Genomic DNA, 17,470 nt, shown 5'->3' on the forward strand with positions numbered 1-17,470 from the left:
GTGCAACCCGCCTGACGGCCGCCCGGGCCGGCATCGACGGGTGCCAGGTCGACGGTGCCGCCGGCGGCCGCCACGGCCGCGGCGGTGGCGTCAGCATCATCGACGGCGATATAGGTGCGCCACTCGATCGGGGCACCGTCCTCGGCGGGCTGAATCGCGGCGACATCCTCACCGCCGAGCGTGGCGATCAGATAGCTGCCGGGAGCATCGGCGGGCACGGCATCCTGGAATGTCCAGTCGAACAGCCCGCTGTAGAAACGTTTTGCCTCATCGAGGTCGGTGGCGACGACGTCTACCCAGCAGGGCACGCCGTGCGGATATGTCCGTGGTTCGGTCATAGGGCTCAGCGTGCCCCAGAGGTCTGACAAACACATGAACCCACACTCTTTGCCTCATCGGCAAGAGTTGTTGCGGCCCTGTGGCCGGCCTCGGCAGACTCGAGTCATGTCGACAACACCGACCCACGCCGGTCGCGCACCGAAGTCCGCAGCCGACTGGGACAGCAGGTATGCCAGTGCACCACAGCTGTTCAGCGGGCATCCGAATCATGCGCTGATCACCGAGGTGAGCGGCTTGGAACCCGGCCGGGCGCTGGACGTCGGATGCGGGGAGGGAGCGGATGCGATCTGGTTGGCCGAGCACGGCTGGAACGTCACGGCGGTGGACGTCTCGCAGGTGGCGTTGGAGCGGGCGGCGCTGCGCGCGACGCATCTGGCCACGCCGGTGCAGTGGGTGCAGGCCGGGTTGGCCGACTTGTCGCCCGCCCCCGAGGGCTATGACCTGGTGACGGCGCTCTATCCGGCACTGCCGAGCTCGACTGCCCACGCCGGCGAGCACGCGCTGCTGAATGCGGTTGCGCCGAAAGGGCTGCTACTGGTGGTCTTTCACGCCGGATTCGATGGCGCCAAAGCCCGAGAACACGGGATCGACCCGGCGGACTATGTCATGGCCGTGGATGTGGTCACGGCGCTACTCGGTGGAGACTGGCAGGTCCATATCGACACCAAGCGGCCCCGCGAAATGCCCCCGGGCGCTGCGAACAACGGGCACACCGACGATGTGGTGATCCGCGCCCGGCGCCTGCGGTGACGCAGGTCCAGCCCCGGTCCCGGACGTCCGTGCGGTGCTCGCCGAGATCCGATCAGCCGGCGGTGGCCACGTCATCCCCGAACCACTTTTGTTTGATCAGGTTGTAGGTTCCGTCTTCCCGCATCCGGAACATGGCCTGGTTGATCGGTTTACGCAGCGGGCTGTGCGCATCGAAGACGAACCCTTGGTTCTCTTCCTGGAATACCGGTCCGGCCATGACGGCAACGCCTTCGCCACGGTGGGCGACATAGTAGCGCAGGACGGGTGCATCGAATACCACTGCGTCGTAGTCCTCTTCGCGCAGCAGATGGTAGGAGTCCTCGATGTTCTGAGTTTCCGTGGCCTCGATGCCCATGCCCTGAAGGAACGTCGCTGCGGTGGTGCCGCCGACGGTTGCCACTGATTTCCCGTACAGGTCGGCCGGCCCGGTGATCTTCGCGTCGAGCTTGGCCACGGTCAGGGTGGCACTGAGGTTGGCGGAGTAGAACGACACGAACACGATGCCGGCAAAACCCCACAGGATCGCAAGTGTCTGCGTGATCGTTTTGGTGGCTGTGGTGCTGTTCTTGCCGACCAGCGATCCGATGCCCCAGCCGAACGATTGGAGAATGCCGGGGTAGTAGGACCGTGACACGACAGGTTCAGCGGTGCGGCGTTCGATGAGCCAAAAGATGTGTGCGGGAACGGTGCTGACCACCACGGCGGCGCTGAGCCAGATGAGCATGGTCCGCGACAGCAGCAAATCGAGATAACCGCCGAGCCCGGGTACTGCGGGGCGGGTGTCGTGGACGGGGACGATGATCTGCAGGCCGGCGTCGAGGGTGGGCTGCGAGAAATCGAAGACTTCTTCTCGGTCGGCGGTCAACGAGATGGCGCCGACGGCGACGTCGGCAATCCGTTCGGCGACCGAATTCAGCTGCCCCTGAACATTATCGGTTTCGATGAACTCGGTGTCCCAGTCCAGGCGTGAGGCGACTTCCTTCCACAGATCTATGCTGAACCCCGTCAGTTCGCCGCTGGTGTTCTGCATGACAAACGGTTCCAAGGTGTGCACGACGACGGTGATCGTTTCGGGTTCGGCGGCCGTCACCGGTTCGGGGACCGGGACGGGTTCGGTGGCCGTCACCGGTTCGGCAGCTGCGGTGGGAGTAACAGGGGGGACTGCCGACAGCAGGGCCACCACGAACATGACCGCCACCAACGCATAACATCTCAAACCCACCTAGCTGCACTCCTTGTCCGATTGGCCGTGTTGTCCGATTGGCCGTGGTCTTTCCGCTCACACGATGTCCTGGGCTAGATCGGCATTCGATATCCGAAGTATTCGTGGTCTTCGTTGTATCCGCCCTGCCCCTTGCCGATGTGTTCGAAGCTCTCGACGAACTCGATGGAGTCGATCCACTTGACCTGTTTGAAACCCAACTCGACTTCGTTGCGCAGCCGCAGTGGGGCGCCGTGGTTCTCGGTGAGGGGTTCACCGTTCATCTCGTAGGCCAGCAGTGCCATCGGGTGGCGCATGTGGTCGATCTTGTGGCAGTCGTAGTAGCGGCCCTGCCCAGGTTCTGAGCCGTCGGCCAGCGAGCGGAACACCACCCATCGTGCCGTCGGCAGTGGGCTGACGATGCTCATGATGTCCGACATCCGGACGCCGCCCCACTTTGCGATCCCCGACCACCCCTGGATGCAGTAGTGCTGGGTGATCTGCTCGTGTTTGTCCATCGCCAACAGCTCTGCATAGCTGAAATCTCTTGGTTTCTCGACCAATCCGCCGACATGCAGGCTGTAGTCGGACCACTTCCCGGCTTGGAGCTGCCGATAGGTCTCGGAGGTGGGCAGGGTGCCGTTGCTCCAGAAATACGGTGAGATGTCCTTTTCGGAGTAGTTCGCGTGCGGATGGAACCACTCCATGAGTCCCTTGATCCAACCGATCGATGCCTGGCCGATCTTCTGCACCGTCCGCGGGTATCGCAGCGTGGCGGGCGAGGCCAGGCACCACAGAGCGACGATGACGGCCATGATCAGTAGGTAGATCACCAACGCCCAGTACGAGTCGGTGTTGGTGCCGAACACGATGTGATTCAGGTTCCCCACCAGGCCGGTGGTGAACACCATCAGGGTGTGGACGACGATGAAGAACACCATCCACGCCAGGATCAGGAAGTGGATCGAACGGGCGATCTGCCTGTTCGTGGGTCCCTTGCCCAACCCGAACCGGGCCGCTATCGCTGGGGCCTGGAGCAGGCCCGTGAGGAAAGCCAGTGGTGCGAACACGAACACCGTCAAGAAGTAGGCGAGCAACTGAAGCCCGTTGTAGGCGACAAATCCGTCATTGGCGGGGAAATCCAGCGACAAGTACTGCACGCCGGTGGACACCGCGTTCGGAATGACATCCCAGGATTGGGGGACGATGCGCCGCCACTGCCCGGTTGCGAACAGCAGCACGTAGAAGACCAGCCCGTTGAGCAGCCAGAGCGCGTCGAACGTGAAATGCCACCAGCGGGCCAAGCCGATCGTGTGCCGAACACCGGGTATGCCCAGCCATTTCGGCAACGACACCGAGTCGTCCTTGGCGGTCCACATCTGGCCGGGTTCGACGGGGTTCAGTCGATCTGCTGGAACCGGTCCCCGAAGCCGCAGCCAGGCGGTACCGGGGGTGCTGCCGGCATTGAGATACAGGCGCGGATGGTCCGCCAGGATCTGCAGACCCGCCCGAATGATGAACATCATGAAGACGATGTTGAAAAGATGCCCCCACCGTAGCCACGCGGGAATGCCGGGCTCGATGGCGCCTCGGGTGGCCGCTGTTCCCGGGTAGCGCAGGATGAACTCCTGCATCCAGCCGAACTGCCGCAGATGCTGGGCGATGGCCACGCCCACGACCAGTGCGGCAACCCCCAGCGGCACCAGCCACAACGTGCTGATCCATCGGCGACCGATCCGGACCGACGGGATCTGGGCGGGCTCATCGGCGATACCGCCGGCCCACTCTCCGAGGCGGATACGCTCCCTGTCGGCGCCGATGTGCGCAGCTCCGTCCACACGGTCCGTGGCACCGCCCGCAACACGATCGTCAGTTTCCACGGACTTCACCGTACTGCAGAATTCTTACCGAACCATGACGGTTCGGCGGCCTCCGGCCGTGTCTGAATCCCCGGTTGTTGTAAAGCGAACCCGGTGTCGACGTTCTCCTGTGTACCTGCATTTCGGGTCTAACTGCGGCTGGGGTGCCGGCCGAAGTACAGGTCTCCGCGGAACTGGAGCAGAAGCGCGATCGTTGCGGTCCAGCCTGTTTGGTGGCTGGCGCCGAGTCCTCGGCCGGTGTCACCGTCGAAGTACTCGTGGAAGGGCACCAGGTCGCGCCAGTGCGGATCGTTGTCGAAGTAGTTGTTGTCCCCGAAGACCGCGCGCCGGCCGGATTGGTCGCGAACGACCAGGCCGGTGAGGTGCCGGGCGATTCTGTCGCCGACAACATCGAGGGGGACGTCGTGATCCGGGTTTGCTGGATCGGGAATCCGCACGGTGTCACCGAAGAAGCGCGCATAGGAGTTGAGCGCTTGGACGAACAGCAGATTCATCGGCAACCATACCGGGCCACGCCAATTCGAGTTGCCGCCGAAGGTGCGGTTGCGTGACTCCGCGGGCTCGTAGGTGACCACATGGTCTTCGTCACGAACACGGTAGGTGAACGGATGGTCGGAATGGTACTTCGACAGGGATCGAATTCCATTGTGTGACAAGAATTGTTCAGGATCCAACACGCGCCGGAGGATCGCGGCGAGCCGGTCCTGGTGGACGACGGCGATCATGAAATGAGAACTGTCACCGCCGCTCATCTCCAGATGGACGTCTTGATCGGTGTGCTCGTAGGTGACCGCAAGATCGGCCAGACAGCGTTTCACGGTGGCCACCGCCTCGGAAGCGCTCGCCGGGATCGAGATGGCTGCGAACAGGGGGACGATCGCCTGCATGGAGAACACCTCGAGCGAACTGCAACTGCCGTCGGGCAACTCGATCACATCGTGATAGAAATCGGTGTCGTCGTTCCAGAAACTGACTTCGCCGCTTCCCTTTTCCAGCGCGTTGGCGATCAGCCAGACATCCCACAACCATCGGCTGAACATGTTTGCGTAGGTCGGCTCCTCGAGGGACAGCTCGACCGTCATCTCGAGCAGGTGGAACACGAGTGCGGCCATCCACGCGGTGCCGTCGACCTGTGCGAGCTGACCGCCCGTCGGTAGCGGATGGTCGCGGTCGAACACCCCGATGTTGTCCATGCCGAGGAAACCGCCGCCGAACACACCGCGGTTGGATGCGTCCTTCTGGTTCAACCACCAGATGGTGTTCAAGGTCGATGACTGATATGTACGGGCCAGGAAGTCCCGGTCGTCGACACCGGTGCGCAGGCGGTCGATCTGGTAGACCTGCCAGGCGGCCCACGCATGCACCGGCGGATTGGTGTCGCCGAATGACCATTCGTAGGCGGGAATCTGGCCGTGCGGGTGCTGGGCCGTGGACTGTTGGAGCACCAGGACCTGTTCCTTGGCGAATTCGGGATCGATCAGCGCCATGGTCACGCAGTGAAAGGCCAGGTCCCAGGCCGCGAACCACGGATACTCCCAGGCGTCGGGCATCAGCAGCACAGCACCGACCGCAAAGTGCTGCCAGTCGTGGTTGCGGGCGGTCCACCGCTGCTCCGGTGGCACCGGCTGGCCCGGGTCGCCCTTGAGCCAGCGACGGACCTGATAGTTGTAGAACTGCTTGCACCACAACAGCCCGGCGAGGGCTTGGCGTTGGACCAGGCGTTCGTCGTCGGTGAGATCGGCCGCCGCCACCGCCGCGTAGAACTCGTCGGCTTCGTGTTTGCGCAGCGCCAGCACGTCCTCGGCCTCGACAAATGGGTGCTCATGGGGTGCCGGAGCGAATCGCGCGGTGACCGTGACGGTTTCGCCCGGCGCCAGCACTGCGGTGACATGTGCGGCGGCCTTGCTGCCCGCGGTGGTGTCAACGGCGTCGCGGACGCCACCGATGAGGTAGTCGTTGATTCCGTCCTTGGTGGTTCGCGAAGCGTTGGCAGAGCCGAACAGCAGCTGGTTGTTGGTCTCGTTCTCGCAGAACAACAGCTCCGGGGTGTGATCTGCGGACGTGGTGACCGAGAACCAGCGGTCCCCGAGTTCCGGATGTGAGGTCGTGGCGATCCCGGTGCCGCACTTGGTGATCCGGGGTGGTTGTTGTCCCGGATTCCACGACCAGGTGTTGCGGTACCACAGCTGCGGCAGCACGTGGATCGGTGCCGCCTCCGGACCGCGATTGGTCACCGTCACCCGGCAGTAGAAATCCTCCGGGTCGGTCTTGGCGTACTCGACCTGGACATCGAAATAGCGCTGTTGGAGCCACTGTTCGCGGAGCGCGTCGAAGAGCTCGTACTCGTCCTGGTCCGGTCCGCGGTCGAGGTTGGTCTGCAGCAGGTCGTCGTACGGAAAGGCGGCCTGTGGGTATTTGTAGATCGTCGAGGCGTACGCGTGGGTGGGCAGGTTGTCGGTGTAGAACCAGTAGTCCTTGACGTCCTCGCCGTGGTTTCCCTGCTCGTTGGCCAGCCCGTAGGGCCGCTCCTTGAGGATGGCGTCGTGGCCGTTCCACAGACTGATGCCAAAACAGATGGTCTGGTCGCGGTCGCACCAGCCGGCCAGCCCGTCCTCGTTCCAGCGGTAGGCGCGGCTGCGGGCGTGCTCGAACGGGAAGTACGACCACGCGTCGCCGTCGGCGCTGTAATCCTCGCGGACCGTGCCCCAGGCCCGCTCACTGAGATAGGTGCCCCAGCGCCGCCACTGCTCGGTCCCGGCGTTCGCTTCCTCGAGCCGGTGGTGCTCGGCGGTGCTCACTGCCCGGAGGGCAGCCAGGGCTCACGCCAGCCCGGGTGTCCGGCCACGAGTGCGTCGACGCCGGCCGGGCCCCACGAACCCGGTTGGTAGACCTGCACCGGCGGGGGCGATTCCAGCAGCGGCGCGACGATCCGCCACGTCTCTTCCACCCCGTCCTCCCTGATGAACTGGCTGGAATCGCCGCGCATGGCGTCCCCGAGCAGCCGCTCGTACGGCTCGGGAGCTTCGGCGAGTTCCTCGGAGAAGATCAGCGACAGGTCGACGCTGCGAGTGGTGTTGGCGCCCCGCTCTTTTGCCTGGACCACAAGATCGACACCCGCATCCGGATCGATCCGCAAAATGAGCTCATTGGGATCGGTGAGGTTCGGCAGAAAGGGCAATTCGGGTGGGTGTTTGAAGATCACCCGGATTTCGGTGGCTCGCACCGGGAGCGATTTGCCCGCCCTGATGAAGAACGGCACCCCGGACCAGCGCCAGTTGTCGATCTGCAATCGCAGTGCGGCAAAAGTCTCGGTCTGGGAACCGGCGTGAACACCGGCGACGTCGAGGAAACCGTCGTATTGGCCGCGGACATAGTGGCGTGGATCGGCGGCTGGAATGGCCTTGAACACGTCGACCCGCTTGTCCCGTAACGCATCGGGACCATCGCAGCTCGGCGGCTCCGCCGCGACCAATCCGATGAGCTGCAGCAGGTGGTTCTGGACGACGTCGCGCAGCGCACCCACCGCGTCGTAGAAGCTGCCCCGATCCGCCACCCCGAAGTTCTCGGCCATGGTGATCTGCACGGCGGCGATCCGGTCGCGATTCCACAGCGGCTCGAAGATCGAGTTCGCGAACCGGATGTGCATGATGTCCATCGCGGGTTCTTTGCCGAGGAAGTGGTCGATGCGGAAGATCTGCCACTCGTCGAGGTGAGCGCGAAGCTGCTCATTGAGAGCCCGAGCCGAGGCGAGGTCGTGTCCGAAGGGCTTTTCCACGACCACCCGGGCGTTGGCGGTGAGGTTCGCGTGCGCCAGCCCGTCGACCACCCGTCCGAACAGCGACGGCGGGATCTCCAGGTAGAACGTCGGACTGGTGCGTCCGGCGATGGCCAGGGCCACCCGCCGATAGGTGTCGGGGTCGGCAAAATCGCCGGACACCAGCGACAGCCGGGCCGCGAACCGCTTGAACACCTCTTCGTCGATCTGCTCGCCGCCGGCTGCGATGGCTGCGCGCGCGTGGTCGCGCAGGGTGTCCGCCGACCAGTCGTCGAGCGCCACCCCGACGATGGGGCAGTCGAGCAAGCGCCGCCGCTCCAGGCGATAGAGCGAGCGGAAGGTCATTTTCTTGGCCAGGTCTCCGGTGATGCCGAAGACCACCAGGACGTCGGCCGGAGTGTTCTGTTGTGGGCTCATGGGTGTTACTTCTTCTCTGCGTGGCCGCCGAATTCGCTGCGCATCGCCGAGAGGATCTTGTCGGTGAACTCGCCGAGCTGACGTGACTGGAAGCGCTCGTACAGGGCGGTGGTGATGACCGGGGCGGGGACACCTTCGTCGACGGCGGCCAGCACCGTCCACCGGCCCTCCCCGGAATCGGAGACGCGTCCGGAGAACTCACTGAGATCGGGCGAGCTGGCGAACGCGTCGGCGATCAGGTCCACCAGCCAGGAACCGACCACCGACCCACGACGCCACACCTCGGCGACCTCACCGACGTTGATGTCGTACTGGTAGGCCCACGGGTCGCGAAGCGGGGTGGTCTCGGCGTCGACGGTCCTGTCGACCTTGCCGGCGTTTGCGTTCTTGATGATGCTCAGGCCTTCACCGATGGCCGCCATCATCCCGTACTCGACTCCGTTGTGCACCATTTTCACGAAGTGCCCGGCCCCGCTCGGACCGCAATGCAGGTATCCCTCGGGGGCGGTGCCGGTGCCCGGCTTCCGGTTCGGAGTGGGTTCCGCCGAACCGGCACCGGGGGCGATGGTCTTGAAGATGGGATCGAGCCGCTCCACGACCTCGGTCTCCCCGCCGATCATCAGGCAGTAGCCGCGGTCGAGGCCCCACACTCCACCGCTGGTGCCGCAGTCCACGTAGTGCAGGTCCTGCTGCGCCAGCATCTGCGCCCGGGCGATGTCGTCGCGATAGTAGGAGTTGCCTCCATCGATGACTGTGTCGCCGGCGCTCAGCAGCGGAACCAGCTTCTCGAGTGTCTGGTCGACGATTGCGGCAGGCAGCATCAGCCAGATGGCACGCGGCGCTTCGAGGTTCCTGACGAACTCTTCGAGGGAGGCGGCGCCGGCGGCTCCCTCGCTTTCCAGTTCGGCGACCGCAGCCGGGTTCACGTCATAGGCGACGCAGCGGTGACCGTCGGCCATGAGCCGCCTGACGAGGTTCGCCCCCATCCGTCCCAGTCCGATCATGCCGAGCTGCATGGGGTTGGTGCTGGTCACGTGTTCTCCTCGGGTCGCATTCGCTGGCTGCTCGACGTCTACGCGGCGAGGCGAGAGCACAACTGCACTGCGCAGCCCGTATCGGCGAGAGCTCCAGCAACCCTAACGGGGAATTGACGCGTAGCTCTGAGACCCGTGGATGCATGGTGTGTCGACCGACTGGTGGTACCGGCGGTCCGCCTAGCGCGGGTCGAGTCCCAGTCGGCGGTAGCGGTTCAGCCTGGCTGCAACCCGTGACGCCGGGGGTTGCAGCCGTAATGCGGACAGCTCGACAGCGATGGCCCGCGACATTCGCTGCGAGAACTGCACCGGTTCGTCGGCGGCATCCGGGTACTCGCCGACGATCACGTCGACGATGCCGTTGTGCAGCAGATCGCGCGAACGAATACCCTGTGCTGCAGCGAGTTCCGGCGCATGGGTGGTATCGCGGAAGACGATCGCGCTGGCGCCCTCGGGGGGCAGGGGGGCCAGCCATCCGTGCAACGCGGCCAGTACCCGGTCGGCGGGCACCATTGCCAGCGCCGGGCCACCGCTGCCCTGGCCCAGCAGCACCGACACCGTGGGAACTTCCAGCGTCACCAGGTCGGACAGACAGCGCGCGATCTCCCCGGCGAGCCCGCCCTGCTCCGCTTCGGTCGACAACGCCGGACCGGCGGTGTCGATCACCAACACCAGTGGCAAATTCAGTCCGGCCGCCAGCGCCATCCCGCGGCGGGCCTCGCGCAGCGCCGCCGGACCCACCAGCCCGCCTACCACCCGCTGCTGGCCCAGCACCACGGCCGGCTGGCCGTGCAGACGCGCCAGCGCCAGGAGTGTGGTCGAGGCGGCTTCACCCTGCCCGGTGCCCGAGAGCAGCACCTGCTCGGTGGTGCCGTGGCGGAGCAGGTCCGACACCCCCGGCCGGTCCGGCCGCCGGGATGCCTCCACGGATTCCCACGCGGGTACGTCGCGCAATTCGCCCGGGGACTCCGGGTCCGGCGCCGGTTCGGGGGTGTCGGTGACGACCTTGAGGGCGCGGTCCAGTGTGCTGCGAAGCAGCCGCAGCGGCACCACCCCGTCGATCACCCCGTGCTGCTGCAGGTTCTCGGCGGTTTGCACTCCGGGGGGAAACGGTTCGCCGTAGAGGTGCTCGTAGACGCGTGGGCCCAGGAACCCGATCAGTGCGCCGGGCTCGGCGACGGTGATGTGGCCCAGTGAGCCCCATGAGGCGAACACCCCGCCGGTGGTCGGATGCCGCAGATACACCAGGTAGGGCAGTTGCGCCCGCTTGTGCAAGGTGACGGCGGCGGCGATCTTGACCATCTGCAGGAATGCGACGGTGCCTTCTTGCATCCGGGTGCCACCGGAGCTCGGCGAGGCCAGCAGCGGCAGCCGCAGGGCGGTGGCGCGTTCGATCGCGGTGGTGATCCGCTCGGCGGCGGCCACTCCGATGGATCCGGCCAGGAAGTCGAATTCGCAGGCCACCACCGCGACCCGACGGCCGAACACCGTGCCCTCCCCGGTGAGCACCGATTCGTCGAAGCCGGTGGCGCCCCGGGCCGCGGTCAGGTCGGCGGCGTACGCGGCGTCGGGGTGTACGTCGACGGGCGCGCTGTCCCAACTCTGGAAGGACCCCTCGTCGAGGACGGTGTCGCGCAGTTCAACGGCGCTGATGCGGCTCACGGGGAGAGGGTATCGAGGACGGGGGCGCGGACCTTGCCCCCGGGAGAAATGCACCCGAGCAGACAGGTGGTAGCCGGAACAAGAAGTAATGTGGGCGCCATGATCGGTGTCACCCGCGTCGGGAACGTCACGACCATCGAGCTGCAGCGCCCGGAACGCCGCAACGCGCTCAACAGCGCCCTGGTGGACGGCCTGCGCGAAACCATCGAGGCCCAGGCCGCCGAAGACGCCCGCGCGATCGTGCTCACCGGGGCGGGCACGGTGTTCTGTGCCGGTGCGGACCTCTCCGGAGACGTATTCGCCGCTGATTTCCCGGACAAGGCGCTGGCGCTCAATCTCGCCATCGACCAGGTGCCGGTACCGGTCATCGCCGCCGTGAACGGCCCCGCCATCGGCGCGGGCCTGCAGCTGGCGATGATCTGCGACCTACGCGTGGTCGCACCCGAGGCGTACTTCTGGTTCCCGATCGCCAAATATGGGCTGGCGCTGGACAACTGGAGTGTCCACCGGCTGGCCAGTCTGGTCGGGTACGGCCGGGCCCGCGGTATGTTGCTCGGTGCGGAGCGGCTGTCCGCCGATACCGCATTGCAGACGGGTATGGCCAACCGGATCGGCACCCTGGCCGATGCCCAGGAGTGGGCGGCCGACATCGCCGGCCTGGCCCCGCTGTCACTGCGGCATTCCAAGAGGGTGCTCAACGACGACGGCGCCTACAAGCCGGAGATGCCGCCGCGGCACCGAGAGCTCTTCGACGCGGCCTGGGGCAGCCAGGACGTGATCGAGGCCCAGGTCGCCCGCGTGGAGAAGCGCCCACCGAGATTCCAGGGCGCGTAAAAATGCTGGAGCGCGCCGCCATGCTGAAGGGCACCGTCAAGCTCGTCGGCGGGACAGCCACCCTGGTGACCGGTGGATGGGCATTGCGCGCGCTGCACGGCGCGCCCTCGGCGCTCGGCGCCGGGCCCAGCACCATCGCCGCCGTCGCCAAGAGTTCCCCGAACTATCGCGGCGGGACCTTTCACAACGCCGAACCGTCCACGACGATGAATCTGACATCGCAGGAGCAGCGGATGCTGCTGCGTGATCTGGTGTTGGGCCGGTCGGCGGCCCAACCCGGCGGGCAGATCCCACTGGTGACCCCGGTGCCCGGCGCGACGGCCGGTGACCTCGCCGTCACCTGGTACGGCCATTCGTCGGTGGTGATCGAGGTCGACGGCTACCGCGTGCTGGCCGACCCGGTGTGGAGCCGGCGGTGTTCGCCGTCACGTTCGGTCGGCCCGCAACGGCTGCACCCGGTGCCGGCCCCGGTGGAGGCGCTACCGGCCATCGACGCGGTGATCATCAGCCACGACCACTACGACCACCTCGATATCGACACCGTGAAGGCGCTGGTCGGCAGCCAGCGGGCAGTGTTCTTCGTCCCGCTGGGCATCGGCGCGCACCTGCGGGAGTGGAACGTCCCGGAAGACCGCATCGTCGAACTCGACTGGGGTCAGGCTGGTGAACTCGGCGAACTGCGGCTGGTGTGCACACCGGCGCGGCACTTTTCGGGCCGGTTCCTGACCCGCAACACCACTCTGTGGTCGTCCTGGGCGGTCCTGGGCCCACGGCACCGCGCATTCTTCGCCGGCGACACCGGCTACACCACCGGCTTCGTCGACGTCGGCTCCGAATACGGACCGTTCGACCTGACGATGATGCCGGTCGGCGCCTATCACCCGGGCTGGCCCGATATCCACATGAACCCGGAAGAGGCGGTGCGCGCCCACCGCGATGTCACCGATGCGGGCACCGGCCTGTTCGTGCCGATCCACTGGGGCACCTTCCGGCTGGCGCCGCACCCGTGGTCAGAACCGGTGGAGCGGATGCTGGTGGCGGCTCGGGCCGAGAACGTGACGACGGCGGTGCCGCGGCCCGGGGAACGGATCGGCGCGGAGCTGGCGGCCACGCCGGATCCAGAATTAGATGCGTGGTGGCGGTTCTGACCCGTACGGTTCTCAGCGTGAACAAAGTGCTGGTCCGTGCCGGAATCGTGGCTGTGGCGATGACCTTGATCGCGGGGTGCGGGGCGCCCGCCCGGGATGACGGTGCCACCGGCGCCAGCACCACTGGCTCGGCACCGTCAGCACCGGTGCCGCCACCGCTGGTGCCTGCCATGCCGCTGCCGGAGAATGCCGTCGAGAATGCGGTGGCCCAACTGGACGGGATCGCCGAGGGGCTGATGGCGTCCTCAGGGATTCCCGGTATGGCGGTCGCCGTGGTGCACGGTGGGAAAACAGTCTATGCCAAGGGTTTTGGCGTCAAGGACAAGTCGGCTGCCGACGAGCCGGCCAACCGCGTGGACCCCGACACGGTGTTCCAGCTCGCATCGGTGTCGAAGTCGTTGAGCGCCACCGTCGTCGCGCATCAGGTAACCGAAAACCAGATCGGCTGGGACACCCCGATTGTGGAGAAGCTGCCGTGGTTCTCGCTGTCGGATCCGGCGGCCACTGCCATGGTGACGGTCGGGGATCTGTTCTCGCACCGGTCCGGATTGCCCGACCACGCCGGTGACCAGCTCGAGGATCTGGGTTATGACCGGCGCGCGGTGCTGGAGCGATTGCGTGAACTGCCGCTGGATCCGTTCCGGATTTCCTACGCCTACACCAACTTCGGCCAGACAGCGGCGGCCGAGGCGGTTGCCGCCGGTGCCGGCACCACCTGGGAGGAGCTCTCCGACCGGGTGCTCTACACGCCGCTGGGCATGACGTCGACCAGTTCGCGGTTCGCCGACTACCAGGCTCGGCCCAACAAGGCGCTCGGGCACATTGCGGTCGACGGTGGCTACCAGCCGCGATATCAGCGCAACGCGGATGCACAGTCACCGGCGGGTGGGGCCAGTTCGTCGGTCAACGACATGACTCGCTGGCTGACGATGGTGCTGGCCGACGGGACCTTCGACGGGCAGCAGATTGCGTCGCCGCAAGCTCTGCTGCCGGCGCTGAGCCCGCAGGTGGTGTCGAACCCGCCGGCCGAGCCGGCCATGCGGTCCGGCTTCTACGGCTACGGCTTCAACGTCGGTACCACCTCGGCGGCGCGCACCCAGCTGGGTCACTCGGGTGGCTTCGAACTCGGCGCGGCGACCAACATCCTGATCATCCCGTCGGCCGATGTGGGGATCGTCGCCTTGTCCAACGCCGCCCCCACCGGGCTGGTCGAGACGCTGACTGCCGAGTTCGCCGATCTGGTCCAGTTCGGTGAGATCCGGGAAGACTGGCGCACCCTGTACCGCAATGCCTTTACCGCGATGGACCAGCCGGAGGGGTCTCTGGTGGGACTGACGCCGCCCGCCGATCCGGCTCCGGCGCCGCCGCTGCCCCCGCTGGCCGGCACCTACTCCAACCCCTATTGGGGTGCGGCGGTGGTGACCGAGTCCGCGGGCACGCTCGGCCTGGCCGTTGGGCCGCACGGCGATATGTGGCCGCTGAAGCATTGGGACGGCAACATTTTCACCTTTGAGCTCGTCAACGAGAACGCGCCTCCCGGTACCGTGTCGAAGGCGACCTTCGACGGTGACCGCCTGATTCTCGAGTACTACGACACCGACAAGATGGGGACCTTCACCCGATGACCGACTTGCCTTCGCTGGATCAGGCTGCCGGCCTGTCGGACGCCGAGGTGGCCCAGCGGGTTGCCGACGGCCAGACCAACGATGTCCCGACCCGAGCTGCGCGCACTGTCTCCGAGATCATCCGCGGCAACGTCTTGACCCGGATCAACGCCATCCTCGGGGTGCTGTTCTGCATCGTGCTGGCCACCGGCTCGTTGATCAACGGCCTGTTCGGCCTGCTGATCGTGGCCAACAGTGCCATCGGCATCATCCAGGAGCTCCGGGCCAAGAAAACCCTGGACGAGCTGGCGATCGTCGGGCAGGCCCGGCCCACGGTGCGGCGCCGATCGGGCACGGGCCCGCTGGCCCCCAACGAGGTGGTGCTCGACGACATCATCGAGCTCGGACCGGGGGACCAGATCGTTGTCGACGGAGCCGTCGTCGAGGAGTCCAACCTCGAGGTGGATGAGTCGCTGCTCACCGGCGAGGCCGACCCGATCGCCAAAGATGCCGGCGATCAGGTGATGTCGGGCAGTTTTGTCGTCTCCGGCTCGGGCGCCTACCGGGCGACCAAGGTGGGCCGGGAGGCCTATGCCGCCAAGCTGGCCGAAGAAGCCAGCAAGTTCACGCTGGTGAAATCCGAACTGCGCAGCGGTATCAACAGAATTCTGCAGTTCATCACCTGGCTGTTGTGGCCGGCCGGCCTGTTGATCATCTACACGCAGTTGTTCACCACCGACGCCGGCTGGCGGGAGTCGGTGCTGCGCATGGTCGGCGCGCTGGTGCCGATGGTGCCCGAAGGTCTGGTGCTCATGACCTCGATCGCGTTTGCGGTGGGGGTGGTGCGGCTGGGAAGACGGCAGTGCCTGGTCAACGAGCTGCCCGCCATCGAGGGGCTGGCACGGGTCAACGTGGTGTGCGCGGACAAGACCGGCACGCTCACCGAGAACGGGATGCGGCTTGCTGAAGTAAAAACCCTGGGTGCAGAGGATGTTTCGGATGCGCTGGCGGCACTGGCGCACGAGGATGCCCGTCCCAACGCCAGCATGCTCGCCATCGCCGAGGCTTATCCGCACAAACCCGGTTGGACCGCGGCCGCCTCGGCGCCCTTCAAATCGGCCACCAAATGGAGTGGAACATCTTTTGCCGGACACGGTAACTGGGTGATCGGTGCCCCGGATGTCCTGCTCGACCCGGCCTCGGATGCCGCCGCCGAGGCGGAGCGCATCGGTGCGCAAGGGCTGCGGGTGCTGTTGCTCGGTTCGGCCGAGTACCAGGTCGACGCCCCGGCCGCGCCGGGAAAGGTGACTCCGGCAGCCCTGGTGGTGCTGGAGCAGAAGATCCGCCCCGATGCCCGCGACACGTTGGAATACTTTGCCGAACAGAAGGTCTCGGTGAAGGTGATCTCGGGTGACAACGCGGTGTCGGTCGGTGCGGTCGCGGGCTCGCTGGGGTTGAAGGGCGAGACGATGGATGCCCGCCGGCTGCCGCAGGAGCCGGAGGCGCTCGCCGATGCCCTCGAGGAGTGCACCACATTCGGGCGGGTCCGCCCGGACCAGAAGCGGTCCATGGTGCATGCGTTGCAGTCCCGTGGCCACAACGTCGCGATGACCGGTGACGGTGTCAACGACGTGCTTGCACTCAAGGATGCCGACATCGGCGTCGCAATGGGCTCCGGGAGTCCGGCGTCGCGGGCGGTGGCGCAGATAGTGTTGCTGGACAACAAATTTGCAACCCTGCCCTATGTGGTGGCCGAAGGCCGGCGGGTCATCGGCAACATCGAACGGGTCTCGAACCTGTTCCTCACCAAGACGGTGTACTCGGTGCTGTTGGCGTTGCTGGTCGGGTTGGCGGGCCTGGGCTCCAAGCTGTTCGGTAGCGACCCGTTGTTGTTCCCGTTCCAGCCGATCCACGTGACCATCGCCGCCTGGTTCACCATCGGCATCCCGGCATTTGTCCTGTCGTTGGCGCCCAACACCGAGCGCGCCCACCCCGGATTTGTGCGCCGGGTCATGGTGGCGGCGCTGCCCACCGGTCTGGTGGTCGGGACCGCAACCTTCGTGTCCTATCTGCTGGCCTACGAGGGGCAGTACGCACCGGTTGAAGTGCAGACCCAGGCGTCGACGGCGGCGTTGATGACGCTGTTGGTGGCCGCGGTCTGGGTGCTGGCGTGTGTGGCCCGACCCTACGAGTGGTGGCGCATTGCGCTGGTGGCATCCTCCGGGGTGGCCTATGTGGTGATCTTTGCCATTCCGCTGGCGCGCGAGAAGTTCATGTTGGATCCCTCGAATGTCGAGGTGACGACAACGGCGTTGATCATCGGAGCGATCGCTGCGTCGATCATCGAGGTGATGTGGTGGATGCAGGGCCGAATCCTGGGGGAGAAGCGCCAGCTCTGGAAGAGGGACTAGACGACTGCGCTCACGTACCTGCACCGAGCCCGCGCCTGGTTCGCCGCGCGCGGCATCACCCACATCGAGAAGACCGTTGCCGACTGCCGTTTGAGGCCCGTTTTTTGTCGTACCCCTCTGCAAGTATGGGGGTATGTCTTCCGCTGCAACATCTTTGGCTGAGGCTGGGAATCGTCCCGGTGAGCGGTTGGAGGTGTTGTTCGATGAGTTGGCGGAGTTGACCGGACAGCGCAATGCGCTCGACGGTCAGATCGTGGACATCATCGCCGAGATCGACCGCGATGGACTCTGGGGTGGCACCGGCGCCCGGACGGTGGCGGGGTTGGTGGCCTGGAAGCTCGGGGTGTCTCCCGCCCACGCCAGAACACTGACCGCTGTGGCGCAGCGGCGCGAGGAGTTCCCCCGCTGTACGGCC

The 17,470-nt window shown here is 66.0% G+C and carries 13 protein-coding genes; 6 read left to right on the forward strand and 7 right to left on the reverse strand.

What is annotated here, in order from left to right:
* The coding region (locus tag WBB07_RS08810) for a VOC family protein (RefSeq protein ID WP_526306723.1) at positions 1–338 on the reverse strand (338 nt) is incomplete at its 3' end.
* 106 nt (positions 339–444) lie between these two features.
* Between WBB07_RS08810 and WBB07_RS08815 the strand changes: the two genes are divergently transcribed.
* Positions 445–1,089: a class I SAM-dependent methyltransferase gene (locus WBB07_RS08815; RefSeq protein ID WP_526306725.1), complete on the forward strand. Its 645-nt coding sequence runs from the start codon at positions 445–447 to the stop codon at positions 1,087–1,089.
* Between the two features lie 52 nt (positions 1,090–1,141).
* Here the strand turns inward: WBB07_RS08815 and WBB07_RS08820 are convergent, their stop codons facing one another.
* The 6 genes from WBB07_RS08820 to WBB07_RS08845 form a co-directional block, all read right to left on the reverse strand.
* On the reverse strand, positions 1,142–2,311 hold the full coding sequence (locus WBB07_RS08820) for a transporter substrate-binding domain-containing protein (protein WP_526306727.1): 1,170 nt from the start codon (positions 2,309–2,311) through the stop codon (positions 1,142–1,144).
* Positions 2,312–2,385: 74 nt separating this feature from the next.
* Entirely contained in the window at positions 2,386–4,128 is a 1,743-nt protein-coding gene (locus WBB07_RS08825; protein WP_526306741.1) for a molybdopterin-dependent oxidoreductase, read from the reverse strand.
* 170 nt (positions 4,129–4,298) lie between these two features.
* Positions 4,299–6,968 carry an MGH1-like glycoside hydrolase domain-containing protein gene (locus WBB07_RS08830; protein WP_526306729.1) on the reverse strand — a complete coding sequence of 890 codons (2,670 nt, stop codon included), beginning with the start codon at positions 6,966–6,968 and terminating at the stop codon, positions 4,299–4,301.
* The gene (gene zwf / locus WBB07_RS08835) at positions 6,965–8,362 is read right to left on the reverse strand and encodes a glucose-6-phosphate dehydrogenase (RefSeq protein ID WP_526306731.1); all 1,398 of its coding nucleotides are present in this window, start codon (positions 8,360–8,362) and stop codon (positions 6,965–6,967) included. Before zwf ends, WBB07_RS08830 begins: the two co-directional genes overlap by 4 nt.
* A 5-nt stretch (positions 8,363–8,367) precedes the next feature.
* Positions 8,368–9,378, reverse strand: coding sequence for a phosphogluconate dehydrogenase (NAD(+)-dependent, decarboxylating) (gnd, locus tag WBB07_RS08840; protein ID WP_526306743.1), 1,011 nt, complete (start codon positions 9,376–9,378; stop codon positions 8,368–8,370).
* A 198-nt stretch (positions 9,379–9,576) separates the two neighbouring features.
* Positions 9,577–11,058, reverse strand: a complete 1,482-nt coding sequence (locus tag WBB07_RS08845) for a carboxyl transferase domain-containing protein (protein WP_526306733.1) — start codon at positions 11,056–11,058, stop codon at positions 9,577–9,579.
* Between the two features lie 99 nt (positions 11,059–11,157).
* On the opposite strand from WBB07_RS08845, the gene WBB07_RS08850 reads away from it, so the two are divergent.
* The 5 genes from WBB07_RS08850 to WBB07_RS08870 form a co-directional block, all read left to right on the forward strand.
* On the forward strand, positions 11,158–11,892 hold the full coding sequence (locus WBB07_RS08850) for an enoyl-CoA hydratase (RefSeq protein ID WP_526306735.1): 735 nt from the start codon (positions 11,158–11,160) through the stop codon (positions 11,890–11,892).
* A 20-nt stretch (positions 11,893–11,912) separates the two neighbouring features.
* Positions 11,913–13,040 carry an MBL fold metallo-hydrolase gene (locus WBB07_RS08855; RefSeq protein WP_526306745.1) on the forward strand — a complete coding sequence of 376 codons (1,128 nt, stop codon included), beginning with the start codon at positions 11,913–11,915 and terminating at the stop codon, positions 13,038–13,040.
* A 59-nt stretch (positions 13,041–13,099) separates the two neighbouring features.
* Entirely contained in the window at positions 13,100–14,665 is a 1,566-nt protein-coding gene (locus WBB07_RS08860) for a serine hydrolase domain-containing protein (protein WP_526306747.1), read from the forward strand.
* On the forward strand, positions 14,662–17,055 hold the full coding sequence (locus WBB07_RS08865) for a cation-translocating P-type ATPase (RefSeq protein WP_526306737.1): 2,394 nt from the start codon (positions 14,662–14,664) through the stop codon (positions 17,053–17,055). The genes WBB07_RS08860 and WBB07_RS08865 overlap by 4 nt, the downstream gene beginning before the upstream one ends.
* Before the next feature lie 133 nt (positions 17,056–17,188).
* Positions 17,189–17,470 (forward strand): DUF222 domain-containing protein (locus WBB07_RS08870; protein WP_526306739.1); only part of this gene is annotated, 282 nt, incomplete at its 3' end.

It is taken from the genome of Mycobacterium sp., from assembly GCF_049647605.1.
Lineage (GTDB): Bacteria > Actinomycetota > Actinomycetes > Mycobacteriales > Mycobacteriaceae > Mycobacterium.